The sequence below is a fragment of the Paenibacillus humicus NBRC 102415 genome (assembly GCF_004000905.1).
Lineage (GTDB): Bacteria > Bacillota > Bacilli > Paenibacillales > Paenibacillaceae > Paenibacillus_O > Paenibacillus_O humicus.
This window is the reverse complement of the sequence record NZ_BIMD01000078.1, coordinates 1-14,937: the sequence shown is the minus strand read 5'-3', so window position 1 is coordinate 14,937 and position 14,937 is coordinate 1. Positions and strand designations below refer to the sequence as shown.

Sequence of the window (14,937 nt, the reverse complement as noted above, 5' to 3'; positions counted from 1 at the left end):
CCTCAAGCCGCCCTGAGCGATGGAGTTAGACGGAAAATTCGTCTTATTCGACCTCAAGCCGCTTTTGCATCTGAGTCCCGTCTTACCTCTCCTCTGGAGACAGACTTTCCCGTCCGCCGTAGCTCGCATAAGTCGCCGGACGCTCATGAAGCGGCATCGGCGCCGGCGGAGCCGGCTTCCCGAAGAACAGCCGCAAGCCCCCCGCGATCAGCAGGAAGGATGTGACCGCCAGCGGCAGGTTGCGGAAGAACCAGTCATAGGCCGAGGCGAATCGAGGAAGATAATGGTAGATGGCCTGGCCAAGGAAGCGGTCCATCATATAATAGACGCCGAACGCCATCAGCGCGGCTCCGAGCCAGCGATGGTAGCGGGCAAGCTCGGTCAGGACGGGGACATCCTGCAACTCGCCCCGCTGATAACGGCCGTACTGCTGCAAGGCGTCGAAAAGCGAGAAGCACCAAAGCAGCGGAAGCATGAACAGGAAAAGCGTTATCCGCATGCTGTCCATGAGATAGATAAGGAGCAGGAACCCGAGCAGCAGCTGCAGCCCCCGTTTCTGCAAGCCGAGATACAAATGGCCAGCGCCGGGAAGGAACGACAGCAGCGCCGCGAGCGTTTTGTTTTTGCGGGATCCGGAGAAGCGGTTCTCCATTTCCTCGAACAACGAGATGTCTCGAAGAAGCTCTCCAGCCTGCTTGCGGTTCACATGCAGGATGGCGTCGAACATGCTGTAGATCCATAAAACCGGCAGCAGCAGCAGAAAAACGAGGAAAACCGGCGTATGCAAGACAACGGCGACGAAAATGATGAACGCGCCGAGGCCGGCGAAAGATATCATGAAAGCGATTCCGCGCTGCATGAGGCCAAGCGACATATGTCCAAGACCCGGGATGAAGGAAAGCACGATCGTCAGCGCCTTTTCCCGCTGATCCTCGGCGGACCGGACCGGGTAAGGCCGGGCCGACGGTATCCCGTTGCCGTCCAGCGGACCGGGAGCATAGGCATGCGTCTGCGCCGGACGGGCCAGCACCGTCACAAGAATATCGATCATGCTGACTCCCCAGATTCCGAACGGAATCAGAAGGAGCGGAGCGGCATCCCCGTCCAGATTGTTCGTGACGGCGAGCAGCAGCATGAAGGCGACCGGCCCCCATACAAATGCGCCGTAGACGAACATCCGCAAATATTTGCCTAAATAGGCATGTCCGGCGCCTGGGATAAAGCCTAGAAGCAGCGCGATAAAGGGGTTTGGAGGAGTTCTCATGTAGGGCAATCATCCTTTCAAAGTTGCTTCGTTATTCAGGGTTGCTTCGTTATTCAGGGTTTACTCGGTTCATCCCGTTGGTTTCGGGTTTGTTCCCTCCAGTCCGCAGGTTCCCTGGCGTGCATTGCGTTCTCTCCACTCAACGGTATCTGCGGTCCTGGATCTCTTGAAGCAGATGCGCGGTCCGATCCAGCATGCGGTTCGACCAGCTCTCGGAAGACGGCCCGGATGGCGGATTCAGAATCGCTGCGGAAGCTCCCTGCTGCGGTTCCCTGCTTTGAAGAAACCGGTCCATGTCCGTAAAAGCCCCGCTCATATACAAGAGCAGCGTGAGCGAGGCGGCAAGCCCGTAATGGAGAGCGGGACGCCTCAGCCAGGCGGTTCGCGATTTTGGAGCACGCCGGACGCCGGGAAGGTCCCTTTCCATAAGCTCCAGCACATTCGAGCGGATCCGCTCCATGGCGGCAGCCGGAGCGGGATCCGCCATGCAGTCGATGCCAGAGAAGCCAGGCCTGGAAACGACGCCGGCCTCCTCCGCCGGACTTCCGGGGATGTCGACCGCCTGGACCAACAGCTCCAGGCAGCCGTCGCATTGGGAGAGATGGAGCTCCATCTCCTCCCGCTGCCTGTCGGGCAGCGTATTACGGGCGTAAGCCGCCCACGCCTCCTGATTGTAATGCCGGCTCTCGCTCAATCGAAATCCTCCCTTCTCCAGTGGCGCCTCATCCAGCTTCGGGCCCGATACAGCTTGGACTCGACGCTTTTGGGCTTCAGCCCGCGTTCTTCCGAGATTTCCTGATAGGATCGGCGGCGGAAATAATAGTCCCGGACGATCCCTTTATATTCCGGAGGAAGCTCCTCGAGCTTGTCCTGCACTCGCCGGCGCTCCTCCATCGCAATCAGCTGATCCGGCGGGGAGCTATCGCACTCCTCGCTCGTCATCATGAATTCCGGCGAGTCTTCAAGACCTTCGCCTGATCCTGACTTCGCTTCCTGACGCTGCCGCTTGCGCCTGTAATCGATGGCGCGGTTGACGGCGATGCGGGTAATCCACGTCTTGAAGCCTTCCAGCCTGCATTCCGGAAGCGCGCGGCTGATCGCCAGCAGCGCTTCCTGCAGGACGTCCTCGGTATCCTGGGGGGATCGCAGGACGGCATACACGGTCCGGTACAGGTAAGCCCCGTACTCGTCGATAATTTCGCCGAACCGTTCCGGTCCGCCGTCGCGGACGGACTGCAGCCATTCGATATCGCTTTGGATGTCGTTTCCCCCCTTCCCATGAATAGACGAAGCAGTTCATGGTTTCCCCTGCGCTTTGGCGAATTTATTTTTTTCAACGCCAAAAAAAGCGGCGAGACCGGTTGCAGGTCGCCCGCTTTCCGCTTCGCCGCTAGGTTATTCCCGGTTTTTTCACCGCCGCACCCCTTGGCTTCGCCGCCCTGCCGATGGATCCAGACGATCTTCGATACCTTGCCTTCCTGCAAGCGGAACCGCATCGCTCCGGCCTAGACCGGAATGACCGCCAGGTTGGCTCCTCCCGGCTCGTTCGCAAGGCAAATGTTGCTTTCCTCGGACAAGCTTGCCGCGCCGGGAACAAAGTAAAAATAATGCTCGTACTTCAGCGGATAAGTCCGTGCTTGTCTCCTTCCTATCGAAATTCGTACAATAGACGCAAGCCAAGCCATAACGGGAAAGGGTGGTCATGATGCAGGAGCAGCTGTTGAAAAAGCTTCATTACAAGCAAGGTCCCGCAGCCGTTCTGTTCGCGCCGGAAGGCTACAGCCTGAATGTCGAGGACACAGGAGGGACGGAAGGAAAGTACGCCTTTGTCCAACTGTTCGTCGGAAGCGCCGCGGATGTGCGGGAGCGGGCGCCAGAGGCGGCCGGAATGCTGGAGGAAGATGCGGTGTTCTGGATTTCCTACCCGAAAAAAAGCAAATCTGTCAAGCCCGACATCAACCGGGACAGCCTGGCCGCGCTCGTGCAGGAGCTCACCGGCCTGCGCCCCGTCAGCAACGTGGCGATCGACGAGACGTGGTCCGCGCTGCGCTTCCGTCATCCGGACAAGGTGAAATGAGCGGCGGCCATAGTTCATGCCGGGCTGAATGTGCCGGGAGAAGCCTCATTCGTGCGGCAAGCTTCTGGCGAGCCATAGGAGACAATAGGACCGACACGAAAGAGGAGCCCCTTCCGGGACTCCTCTTTGCTTTGCGGACCGTCCGCAGGAAGAATGCACGGCCATACCGGACGGTCATGGATACGCGATGCCCGAATCCGACATCGCCGCCAGACCTTTTTTCTCCATCGCCGCCAGCTGCTCCAGCAGCATGATGCCGCTCAGCTGGGTGCTCAGCGTCACTCTTTCCTCCGGCGGCTCCGACCAGCACGTGCTGAACACCTGGCGCCGGGGATCGCGTCCGCGGCTCCACAGCGAAGAGGCTTGAGCTTCCAGCAGGCGGGTTATGGCCGTCTCCTGTGGAGCTACGGCAACGAGCTCTCCCAAATATCGGACCAGAATGCCCTTGAACAAGCCGCCGTCTCCGTCCCCCTCCTCGGGCAGCAGGCCGCTCGCGGGATGGACCAGCTCCCTCCGCATCGCTTCCGCCGTGCGCACGACATCCTGCAAATAGCCGCGATCGCCCGTGATCCGATACAGCTCCACGCCGGCGCCGATATAGACGCCCTGGCAGTACGTGAACTTCCAGTCCTTGTCGATCGTCCCGTCGCCGGTGCGGTTCATGCCGTCCCAGACAAATCCGGTCGCAGCATCGACCAGATTGGCTTTCAGCCATTCATAAATTTTGAGCGCCCAGGCCAAATCCTCCGGACGGCCCGATTGCCGGTGCAGCCTTGCCGCCAAAATGGCCGCCGGCGCGTTGGCCGGCGTGTTTTTGTAATCGAGCTGGGATTTCTGCCAGGCGATGCCGCCGCCCATATGGCTGTTCCAGCCGGTCTGGATATCGGCCCAGAGAATGTCGGCCGTCTCCTTGTATTCCTTCCTGCCTGTCGCCTCAAATGCGCGAAGCCAGGCAATAGCCATCCACTCCATATCGTCGTAGAGCTCATTGGGCCAATCGCCGCCATTGCGGCGGACAATGCCGTCATGGAGCTCCGCCAGCCGATCCGCATAGACGGAACTTCCTGTCCGGAGATAGCCGTCTACCAAGGCGTCGACCGCATGAGCCATCCACCAGTAGTGGAAAATGGTGTTGCACTTCCCGTCGGGACATGGAATTTCAATGTCGTACAGTTGAATGGAAGGATTCCAGTACAAGTTTTCCAGCGCCTGCTGCGCCTGCTCGGCACGTTCTGCCCAAGTCATGCTGCTCACTCCCTGTCTTCTTGCAAGCGGGGCGAAAATGCGCTGCACGGCTGCACGCTCCGAGACTCCCGCGCAAAAAAAGCGCTCCGTCCCCGCCCGCGTCTATCGTCCAGCCGCTCTGCTTGTCACAGTCCGGAGATCTTATCCAGATTCACATAGTTGCTGTTGCCCTTGCTGCTGTCATAACCGATGACGATCGTATTGAAGCCCGCGTTCAGGTTCACGTTAAGCGTCACAGTGCCCCATGTTCCCCAGCCGCCTGTGCTCGGCAGGCTGAGGTTCGCGGCCGCGACAGAGCCGTTGACCGATACATAGCGGGAGGCATTGCCGGCTCCTGCAGCGTAGCGGATCGTGACGGTCCTCGTGGAGGCGCTGTTCTGATTGACGTTGAACGTGACGCTCGTTCCGTTCGTGTTCCACCCGGCCAGATACCCGCGGCCCGAGTAGCCGGACTGGACCGCCTCCGTGCCGATTCCGTTCAGCCTGGCGTTTTCGGCCTCGTAGACGCCGTTGCCGGCGATGTAGCCGGTATAGTTGTCGGCCGGAACGAACTGCAGGATCGAAACGCCGGCAGCTGCAGCCAGGCTCTGCACGTAGCCGCTTCCGGTCGGCGCCGCCCAATCGCTGCCGATGACGTTGTCCGAGGCGCGGCGGTGGTTGTAGGCCTGCGTCGCATTTTGCTGCAGGAAGTTCAGGTACGAGGCGTTGTTTGTGGCGATGCGCAGCTGGTTCAGGTTGCGCGCGAACACCATTTTGAAGCCGGCCCCGTCGTCCTCCCCCTCATACGGCAGCGAATAGGAGAGCGTCATATTGTTGATGACATAGTTAGCGGCGTTGTTGGCGTCGGTCAGGTAGCTGCTCGTTCCCGTCGCCTGATAGAGGGCCAGCGCCGCCCCCAGGAACGTTCCGTAGTTGTACGTGAAATCCCAGTTCACGGCCGTGCCGCTGCCGGAGCCTTCGATATGGTCGTTGATTTTGCTGCCGGATACGAGCCGGGATTTCAGCCAGGCATACAGCCCCTGGGCTTTCGTCAGATATCCGTTGTCGCCTGTCGCATTTTTCAGCTTGATGGCTGTCATGATCATCGGCGCGTTGGTCGCGACGTTTTTCTGGGGCGAGGTTCCATCCCGCTTCCACCAGATGCCGCCTCCGTACGTGCTGTCGTTGAAGGCATAAATCTGATCGAACAGGAAGGAGGCCCGGTTCCGGTATTCCGCCGTTCCGGTCAGCTCGTAAGCCCGCATGCAGGCCAGCGCCCACCAGCCCAGGTCGTCATTGAAGTCATTGGCCATCATGTCGGCGTACTTGGCGTTGAAGCCGGCATATACGTCGTCGATCATCGTCCGGTAGACGGAGCTGTTCGTCCTCTGATAGGCATCCATCACCGTCTCCCAAAGCTGCGCTTCCCACCAGAAGTCGGTATACAGGCCTCCGTTCGGCCCGCTGGCATGCGAGTGGACGGCGTGATCGCTGTTCGTGTAGAAGTATTTGGCGGAGGAATCGTAAAAGGTGTTGATCAGTCCGTTCATGGCCGTGTCGGCATTGGCGGATGTGAACGCGGCTGCCGGCTTCGCTCCGCCGAAGGCAGGCAGCGCCAGCGCAGCCGCAACGACCAGAATCGCGATGCGTTTTCCCAAGATCATGTCCAAGCACTCTCCTTTGGAAAGGGTTCTATTGCTGGCCTCGCATTCGCAAAATCCGCTTTGTTACCCCTTGGTGCCGCTGAACGCGATGCCTTGCACAAAATACTTCTGAAGCATGAGGAACAGCACGAGAATCGGCAGCGTCGCGATCAGCGCGCCTGCCATCATCGGGCCGAAGTCGGTCTGGTGGTTGTACGAGAACGCCTGCAGCCCCATTTGAATCGTCGCCTTCTCGGGATCGTTCAGAATGATCATCGGCCACAGGAAGCTGTTCCAGCCCGCCTGGAATGTGAAGATGCCGAGCGTCGCCAGGGCCGGCTTGGTCAGAGGCAGGTAGATGTTCCAGAAGATCCGGAACTCTCCGCAGCCCTCGATCCGGGCCATCTCCATCATGTCGGACGGCAGCGTAAGGAAGAACTGCCGCATGAAAAACACCGCGAACGAGCCGGAAGCGCCGGGCAGGACGATGCCCCAGAACGAATTCAGGAAGCCGTGTCCGCCCGCTCCGGAGATGTCGTTGCCGCCGATCAGCGGAAAGTGCATCAAAACGTAAAAGCTCGGAATCATCGTCACGATTCCCGGAATGACCATGGCGGCCAGCAGCACCTTGAACAGCGGCTTGTTCAGCCGGAAGTTCAGCTTGGCGAAGGCGTAGCCGCTGAGCGAGCCGAAAAACAGGTTGCACAGCACGCCGCTCGCCGCCAGGATGAAGGAGTTGAGGAAATACCGCGCGAACGGAACGGTCGTGAACGCGCTTCGGTAATGCTCCAGCGTCAAGCTGGAAGGAATCCATTTGATCGGGACGGAGAAAATCTCATCGCTCGGCTTGAACGATGTAATCAAGCTCCAGAAGAAGGGCAGGAACATGCCCACGGAAATGAGTATTGCAGCCGCGTAGAACGATATTCCCGACAGAGCCTTCCGGGCCGCGAAGGCTGTCGACGCTGGCATTCCGGCGCCTGCTGCCGGCAGAGATGGTTCAGCCATGATGCATCCTCCTTACACGACGGGCTCTTCGGATTTGGTCACGCGCATGTTGATGAACGAGAAGATCAGGATCGCCAGCGCCAGCACGAACGCCTGAGCCGAAGCATAGCCCATCTGCAGCTGGTTGAAGCCTTGCTGATAGATCAGGTATACCGGCGTTTTCGTGACGTTGCCGGGACCGCCCTGAGTCAATACGAACGCCTGGTCGAACAGCTGAAGCGCCCCGATGATCGACATCGTGCTGACCAGGAACGTCGTAGGCCGCAGCTGCGGCCAAGTAATATAGCGGAACCGCTGGATTGCGTTCGCCCCGTCGAGCTTGGCGGATTCGTACAAATAGTCCGGAACCCCCTGCAAGCCGGCGATGTAGATGACCATGTTGGAGCCGACCGCCTGCCAGAGCGTCACCATGATGATGGACAGCATCGCCGTTTCCGTCTGCGAGAGCCAGGCCGGTCCCGTGACGCCAATATACCCGAGCAGATTGTTCACCAGCCCGAACTCCGGGTGCAGGAGCCAGATCCATACGGTCGCGGCCGCGACCGCCGAGGTCAGTGTAGGCAAGTAGTTCATGGTCCGGAACAGCTTGACGCCGAACCTCTTGAAATTGAGCAGCAGCGCCAGCAGCAGCGACAGGATGATGTTCAAGGGAACGAAAATAACCGAGTAGAACGCGACGTTTTTGAAGGTCGTCCAGAACAGGTCGTCCTTGAGCAGCCGCTTGTAGTTGTCCAGCTTCACGAAATCCATCCGGCTGACGACATCGTAGTTCGTAAAGCTCAAATAAAGCGCCATTGCGACCGGAATGATGGTGAAGGCGAAAAACAGCAGCATCGTCGGCGTGATGAACAAGTAGGCCGTCCGGGCCTGGTGCTTGTTCAGATTCCCGATGGAAGACATGGCACTCCTCCTTTCTCTCCCTCAAGGAGGGCTTGCGGCCAAGCAGACACGCGGCGGGAACGGGAAGCGGCAGCTCCCCTCGCCCGCCCCGGTGCTGCAGCCGATGAGTCTTCTTACTTGGCGGCTTCGTTGTCCGCCAGCAGCTGGTCTCCGCGCTGCTGCGATTTTTTCAGCGCATCGTCCGCGCTCAGCTTGTTCTGCTGGAACAGCTGCAGATTCGGAATGAGCCCGTCGTTCTCCATGACGGAGTATCCCGGATGGGCCGGCCGAATCTTGGCCATGTCCAGCGTTTCCAGGAACGGCTTCCAGAACGGATCGTCCTTGAAGAACGGATCCTCCAGCGCCGGCTTGTAGCCTGGCATGTTCAGGCTCGTTTTGGCCCACAGCAGCGCATTGTCCTTGTTCGCCGTCCACCACTTGACGAACTCCCAGGCTTCCTGCTGATGCTTGGATCCCTGCGGAATGACCAGGCCGAAGCCGCCCATGACGCTGCCTTTGTCGCCGTTCGGCCCGACCGGAGGCGGAACGATGCCGAAGTCGAGGTCTTTGCCGTATTTTTTGTACGTGCTGAGCATCCATGGCCCCGTATACTGCATCGCCAGCTTGCCGGTGACGAAGGCGTCCGTGCCTTCTCCCAGGCCCTGCTCGAAGCCGACCTTGTACACCTTATCCTTGTTCAGCAGGCGATCCCAGAACTCCAGAACCGACTTGCCCTTGTCGTTGTTGAAGTTCGTCTTCTTGCCGTCCTCCGTCAGCATCTGGCCGCCGGCCTGCTGCAGGTACATATTGAACAAGCCGTTGTCGCCGAGGGAGAAGCCCGCAACCTCCAGCTTGCTGCCGTTCCACTTGGTCGTTTTGATCGCGGCCTGTTCCAGCTCATCCCATGTCGTCGGCGGCTTGACCCCGGCTTCATCCAGAATCTTTTTATTATAGAAGAGAGCGCGCGCATCCACAGTCAGCGGAAGTCCGTACAGCTTGCCGTTGTAGGACAGCTCCTTGAGAGCCTCGCCATAGAAGTCGTCCTTGTTGAGGCCGTCCTTGGCCAGGAAGTCGTCCACCGGAGCCAGCACGTTTTTGGGAGCGTACAGCGAAGTCCGCCAACGGTCCCAGAACAGGATATCCGGGGCCCCGCCGGAGGTGGAGGCCGTCAGGAATTTGGTGATCATATCCTGTTGAAGCACATATTTGACCTTGATTTTATCCTGGGATTTATTGAAGGCGTCGACCATCGTCTCGAACTGCTTCTGGCCTTCGCCGCCCCAATCGCCCCAGAACGTCAGCTCGACCGGCTCGCCGCTCCCCTTCGAGCCGCTCTGGCCCGCCGAATTACCGGCTGCCGCGTCTCCTCCCGAATCGCCGTTGCCGCAGCCTGCGGCCGTACCGAGAAGAACGGCGGACATGGCAAGAACGGATACCCATTTTTTCATCTTGAAGCCTCCCTTTTGGTGTGAATCTCTTCTATAATTTCCGAAGGAAAATGCCCTCCGCTTGAAACCGCGTCTCAAGTCTTGATCCGGATGCCGGCGTAATCCAGCAGCAGCTCGCTGAACATCATGTTGGCCCATGAGAACCATGGCCGCGTGAAGCGGGACGGATCGTCGGCGTGGAAGCCCTCGTGCATGAGTCCGGTGCCGGCAGTCGTCGCCTCCAGCAGCTTAAGCAGCCGCAGCTTCTCCTCCGGGGCATCGGCGGTAAGCCCTTGCATCGCCAGCGCGATCGGCCAGATGTAGCGCTCGGGGGTATGCGGACTTCCGATGCCTTCCGCCGCAGATCCTCTGTAGAAATACGGATTGGCCTCGCTTAGAATGAATCGCCTCGTATTCCGGTAGACGGGATCGTCCTTGTCCGCATAGCCCAGATAAGGAATGGAGAGCAGGCTCGGCACATTCGCGTCGTCCATCAGGCTCCGGCCTCCGAGGCCGTCGGTCTCGTAGGCATAGATGGGTCCGTAGTCGGGATGCTCACAGATGCCGCAGGTTTGAATTCCGCGGTCGATCTCCTCTGCCAGGAGCAGCGCTTCGCCCGCCAGATCCTCGTCGTTCAGAACCTCGGCTGCGATTTCCCTGAGGTATCGGAGAACCACGACGGCGAACATGTTGGAAGGAATCAGATACCCGTATGCGCAGGCATCGTCGCTCGGCCGGAAGCCGCTCCAGGTCATCCCGGTATAGGCGGTCGGACTGCCCTTGCCATCCCTGGCCAACGTGTCGCTCGCAGGGCCGTTATGCCGCTGAAACCGGTAAAGCGATTCGGTTTCATGATGCTGCTCGGTCCGCCACAGTCCCAGTATCGTCGAGGCTGCTTGCCGGAAGGTTTCATTGAAATGCGATGTGCGGCCCGTATTCTTCCACAGCAGATAGCTGAGCTGCAGCGGATAACAGAGGGAATCGATCTCGTATTTCCTTTCCCACAGCCAGGGACTCATCTCCGTCTCGTCATCCTGATGGCCTGCTGCATTCGGGGATTCATTGAAAGCGTTCGCATATGGATCCAGCAAAATGCATTCCAGCTGCCTGCGTACGAGTCCTTCGATCATGTCCGCCAACTCCTCGTCCTCTGCCGCCAATGCCAGGAAAGGCCGTACCTGGGCGGCGGAATCGCGAAGCCACATAGCTGGTATATCACCTGTTATGACAAATGTGGTGCCATCGGGCATTCGTTTGATGGTCGTGTTCAGAGTGTTGCCGAAGCAATGGTCGAATATGGCCGTCATTCCAGGAAAATCAGGTAAAATCTCCTTTATTTTTTGCTGCAGCTTTTCTATTGAAGAGCTGCTTCCTGCGACTTTTCCCATCTGTCCGACCTCTCCTGTCTGCTTCAAGTCTTAAGTAAACCGCTTTCATTTGATATTGTCATTATAGGTTTCCATAAGTTAGTATGTCAATATGTATTTTTTAGATCATTTATATCAATAGTTATACTATCCAAATGATGGATCGAGCCTGCGAAGCCTCTGATTCATCCCGTCTGCCTGCGGCGGCCTCATGATCAAGATGGCCTTGAAAAAAGGCCATTCGGAAAATTCCGAATGACCTTTTGATCCAACTAAAAAAGCCTCTGGGGGAGCCTTCACAAGTAAGTCCCAGCGTTCCGCGGCACAGGTCCGGTAGATTCGCTCCGAATGAGAGCCGCCTCCAGCATGATCTTGTTCGGCACGGCTTGCCCGTCGATCAGCTTGAGCACGTTTTCGAAGGCGAGCCTCCCCATCTCCGTCTGATTCTGTCTCAGATGGGTCAGCGGGAAGCGTCCGTTCGTCTCGGGACAATCGAAGCAGAGGACGGACAGATCGCCGGGAACGGACCTGCCCATTTCCCGGGCGGCTTCCATCGCCAGCTGGCCGATGTTGTACTCCGTCGCGAAAACGGCGGTTATGTGCGGATGCTTGCGCAGATGGCCGATGATCCGGCGGATATCCTCCAGCCGGTTCTCTTCCGTATTGGCCTGCGGAAGCGTCGAGGCGATGTCCTCCAGCCATAGGTCCCGGTCGACCATGACGCCCTTCTCCGCATGCGCTTGGATGAATCCCTCGATCCGCTCTTCGATCGCGGTTGTATCGGCCGGCGGCGGAGTCAGGAACGCGATGGACTTGTGGCCGAGCTCGAACAGATAGTTCGTTCCCTCGCGGGCCGCTCCCGCATTGTCCGTGGATATGGAGCCTGCGGATATTCCTTTCAGATGGCGGTCTACAAGCACGAACGGAAACTGGTTGATGACCAGCTTCAAAATCTCCGCGTTGAAATATTCGCCCTGCGCCGGGAAGATGATCAATCCGTCCACGCCGAGCTCAAGCAGTCCCTTGATCGCTTCCTCTTCGATGGAGGGGATGCCAAAGGTGCGGCGGAGCACCAGATAGCAGTCCTGCTCGCGCGAGGCCTGTTCCATGCCGTAGATCAGGCCGGTCCCGTAGCTGTCGGCAAAATCCGTTATGACAAGGCCGATCAGCAGCTTGCCCGTCTTCTTGCCTTGATGCGGCAGCAGCGGATGCTGAGGCTGTCTTCCCGCCGCCTGGAGCGGCGGCTTCTCGGATACGAACGAGCCTCTGCCCGGCTGGCGGACGATGTATCCTTCTCCGGCCAGAAGCTCGAGAGCTTTTTTGCTCGTGATGCGGCTGACCTTGTATTCTTCGCCGAGCTCCTTCTCCGAGGGGACCCGGTCGCCCGCCTTGTACTTCCCTTCCACGATCCGGCCGCGCAGCGCTTCGACTATTTTCTCGTACATCGGTTTGGACTGTTCGCTCGACATCTCAGGCCTCTACACCTTTCCTTGCGGTCAAAATGACAACCTGCTTCAGCAGCAATTTATAATAATATATCATGGTATATGTCATTTGCCAAGGCAGTTGGATGAAGCAGGGCTCATGGATGAAGAACTCACGGACGGAGAAGCCGCATGCTCAGGGAATCTCTACGAATCTCAAATTGGATTTCGCCGTCAAGATCCGTCCTCACCGCTAAGGTGCGCGCCGCGCGAAGCCTCTCCATCGTATCGCCGCTTGGATGCCCGTACCGATTGTTCAAACCAGCGGATAAAACGGCAATCGACGGCTTCCAATACGCGAGCCAGAGCGGAGAAGTGGAGTTCTTGCTTCCGTGATGTCCGGCCTTCAGCACATCCACGGATGCGATTGGCGTGTCCTTCTCGGTAGTCGTTAATGACTGGCCGCCCCTCGCTTCCGTTGGAAGCTGGCCGATCTTGGCTTCCGTTGAAGGTTGGCCGAGTCCGGTTGCTGCTGATGTCCTGCCTAACGCGGTTGCTTCTGTTGACGGCTGGACGAACTCGGTCATGCCCTCTCGAACGAGCTTCTGCTCGCTCGAAGAGCCGAGATCGCCCGGGAGCAAAAAACGCTTGCCGTAAATGGAAACCATGAGCACGACGCTTTCTTCGTTTTGTTCCTCGGCAATCGCTATTTCTCGTTCTCCCTTGGTAATGGATGCTTGGCCGCTGGCGGCAAGCGGCCATAAAACGTCCAGACGGGTCGAGGCATCCGCCTGCCAGCTCTGGCCGGATCCGGCGGAGTAGACCGGAATGTCCAAGCCGATAGCCGTTTGCAGGATCGGCTCTGCCTTGGCCGCTTCCTTCAACGTTCCATTCCACAACATCCGGCGAACGGGGATGGAATCCAGGACGGCAGACAGACCGCCGACATGATCTTGATCCAGATGCGTGGCGACGAGGAGATCGATCCCATGAACGCCCCGCTGCATGAGCAGCGGAACGAGCGTTTTGCGTCCGATCTCATACGGATCGCGGCGGATTCGCCAAGGCTCCTTGCCGAAATCCATCGTTCCTCCACCATCGATCAGGATGACTTTTCCCGATTGGGTCCGGATCAAGGTCGAGTCTCCCTGGCCGACATTCAGAAAATCCACTTGCGCGCTGCTGCGCGGCCAGTCCGGATGATAGGCATGAAACAGAAGAAGACCGACCGCCGCAAAACAGGCAAACGAGCAAACTCCCGGACTGCGCAGAAATCGGGGCGCCTCGTTGGCGAATGCTCGAAAACGACGATTTACATAAACCGCCGGAGTTTTTTCCCCGGCTGAATATAGGGATGAAAAATCGTATTCCTGCCTGCTGCCGCCCGGTGTGCTGCCGTGCCGGCCATGATGACGATTGAATCTCGTCAACCGTCGATCCCCATTTCTACCTTCAGGCCAATGAGGATCAAGATGACCCCCATCCGAGAGCGGCCGGGTCTCGTCGCCGGAAGTTTCCTCTGGACTCCGCTGCCGCTTTTTCTTCCGCACGCGCCTCCAGACAGCCAAAGCAGCCAGCAGGCACGCAAGCACGCCATACCAGGCAGAAATCCACCAAAGGGACGGCTTGGCCCATATGGTCGCCCCTCCTCGCCAGGAGCTCATGCCGTCCACGACCCGGAAGGACCAGTCGTTCCCCCGGGAGGATAAGGCTGCGATGAAATGCGACGCACCCGGCCATATCGGCTCCAGCAGCATGACAGCTGCGCCCGCCGGCATGATGAGGAGGCTGATGAACGGAACAAGCAGAAGGTTCGCCGGCAGCGAAAGCAGATGGAACTGGTTGAAATAATAAATGGATACCGGAAAGGATGCGGCTTGGGCGACGACCGTGACGACGAGCGAGTCCAGCAGGAACTTCCCTTTGCGGATGTCTGGAAGCAGCCGGTTCACGGCCGGCACTCCGAGAATCAGTCCCGCCGTTACGATGAAGCTAAGCTGGAAGCTCACGCTCTCGATCAGTAGGGGATCCCAGAGCAGCATCAGCACGGCGGAGGCAGCGAGCAGATGAAGGCCGTCCTTCAGCTTGCCTGCCCGCGCTGCAGCCAGGCCGATCAGCGCCATGACGCCGGCACGGATGATGGATGGAGCGGCTCCTGTCAGCAGGACGTAAGGCGGCACGGCGAGCATGAGGGCAAGCAGGATTTGTTCCTTGGTCAGGCGGCAGAGGCGAAGCAGGAATCCGAGCAGGCCGAGCATGACGGCGACATTCATGCCGCTGACGGCCATGATATGCGTCAGGCCGAGACGGGCGAAGCGGGCGTAAAGGCCGGGGTCGATGTCGTCCGAGTCGCCGAGGACGAGCGCCTTCATGTACCCGGACTGCGCGGCCGGGTACGAGCGTTCCAGCGCGGAGCCGAGCTGCGAGCGGACCGCATCCGCGCGTCCGAGCAGCGCGGCTGCGCTCCAAGGGCTGCCGGGCGAGACGTCGGCAGCGTCCGTCCCTTGGACCTGCAGCAGCCAGTGAATGCCCTGGCTGCGCAGGTAGCGGCGGTAGTCGAAGCCGCCGCGGTTGGCCGGCCCCGCCGGCAGCTGCAGCGCGCCGGAGACCGCGATGCGGTCGCC

13 protein-coding genes are annotated in these 14,937 nt (G+C 59.1%); 1 reads left to right on the top strand and 12 read right to left on the bottom strand.

The features are described from left to right. Positions 1-82 precede the first annotated feature (82 nt). The 4 genes from PHU01S_RS24695 to PHU01S_RS26495 all read right to left on the bottom strand — a co-directional run bounded on the left by PHU01S_RS24695 (position 83) and on the right by PHU01S_RS26495 (position 2,949). Positions 83-1,264 (bottom strand): hypothetical protein, encoded by a 1,182-nt coding sequence (locus PHU01S_RS24695; RefSeq protein WP_174806404.1) that lies wholly within the window; start codon positions 1,262-1,264, stop codon positions 83-85. Between the two features lie 139 nt (positions 1,265-1,403). Next, positions 1,404-1,958, bottom strand: a complete 555-nt coding sequence (locus PHU01S_RS24690; protein ID WP_021880005.1) for a zf-HC2 domain-containing protein — start codon at positions 1,956-1,958, stop codon at positions 1,404-1,406. Further along, complete coding sequence (locus PHU01S_RS24685) at positions 1,955-2,503, bottom strand: RNA polymerase sigma factor (protein WP_281279853.1); 549 nt, start codon at positions 2,501-2,503, stop codon at positions 1,955-1,957. Before PHU01S_RS24685 ends, PHU01S_RS24690 begins: the two co-directional genes overlap by 4 nt. A gap of 266 nt (positions 2,504-2,769) precedes the next feature. Continuing rightward, entirely contained in the window at positions 2,770-2,949 is a 180-nt protein-coding gene (locus tag PHU01S_RS26495) for a hypothetical protein (RefSeq protein WP_218032501.1), read from the bottom strand. A gap of 17 nt (positions 2,950-2,966) precedes the next feature. On the opposite strand from PHU01S_RS26495, the gene PHU01S_RS24680 reads away from it, so the two are divergent. Next, positions 2,967-3,341, top strand: a complete 375-nt coding sequence (locus PHU01S_RS24680; RefSeq protein ID WP_246029336.1) for a DUF3052 domain-containing protein — start codon at positions 2,967-2,969, stop codon at positions 3,339-3,341. 174 nt (positions 3,342-3,515) lie between these two features. Here the strand turns inward: PHU01S_RS24680 and PHU01S_RS24675 are convergent, their stop codons facing one another. The 8 genes from PHU01S_RS24675 to PHU01S_RS24640 form a co-directional block, all read right to left on the bottom strand. After that, positions 3,516-4,586, bottom strand: coding sequence for a glycoside hydrolase family 76 protein (locus PHU01S_RS24675; RefSeq protein WP_127510368.1), 1,071 nt, complete (start codon positions 4,584-4,586; stop codon positions 3,516-3,518). A 125-nt stretch (positions 4,587-4,711) separates the two neighbouring features. Beyond that, a complete protein-coding gene (locus PHU01S_RS24670) occupies positions 4,712-6,229 on the bottom strand; it encodes a glycoside hydrolase family 76 protein (protein ID WP_127510366.1) in 1,518 nt (505 codons plus the stop codon). A gap of 63 nt (positions 6,230-6,292) precedes the next feature. After that, a complete protein-coding gene (locus tag PHU01S_RS24665) occupies positions 6,293-7,180 on the bottom strand; it encodes a carbohydrate ABC transporter permease (protein ID WP_127510374.1) in 888 nt (295 codons plus the stop codon). A 48-nt stretch (positions 7,181-7,228) separates the two neighbouring features. After that, positions 7,229-8,116 carry a carbohydrate ABC transporter permease gene (locus tag PHU01S_RS24660; protein ID WP_048748679.1) on the bottom strand — a complete coding sequence of 296 codons (888 nt, stop codon included), beginning with the start codon at positions 8,114-8,116 and terminating at the stop codon, positions 7,229-7,231. 113 nt (positions 8,117-8,229) lie between these two features. Beyond that, positions 8,230-9,543 carry an ABC transporter substrate-binding protein gene (locus PHU01S_RS24655; protein WP_127510364.1) on the bottom strand — a complete coding sequence of 438 codons (1,314 nt, stop codon included), beginning with the start codon at positions 9,541-9,543 and terminating at the stop codon, positions 8,230-8,232. Positions 9,544-9,617: 74 nt separating this feature from the next. After that, entirely contained in the window at positions 9,618-10,910 is a 1,293-nt protein-coding gene (locus tag PHU01S_RS24650; protein WP_127510362.1) for a glycoside hydrolase family 125 protein, read from the bottom strand. 275 nt (positions 10,911-11,185) lie between these two features. After that, a complete protein-coding gene (locus tag PHU01S_RS24645; RefSeq protein ID WP_021880016.1) occupies positions 11,186-12,358 on the bottom strand; it encodes a GntR family transcriptional regulator in 1,173 nt (390 codons plus the stop codon). A gap of 128 nt (positions 12,359-12,486) precedes the next feature. Next, positions 12,487-14,937 (bottom strand): ComEC/Rec2 family competence protein (locus PHU01S_RS24640; protein WP_164763194.1); only part of this gene is annotated, 2,451 nt, incomplete at its 5' end.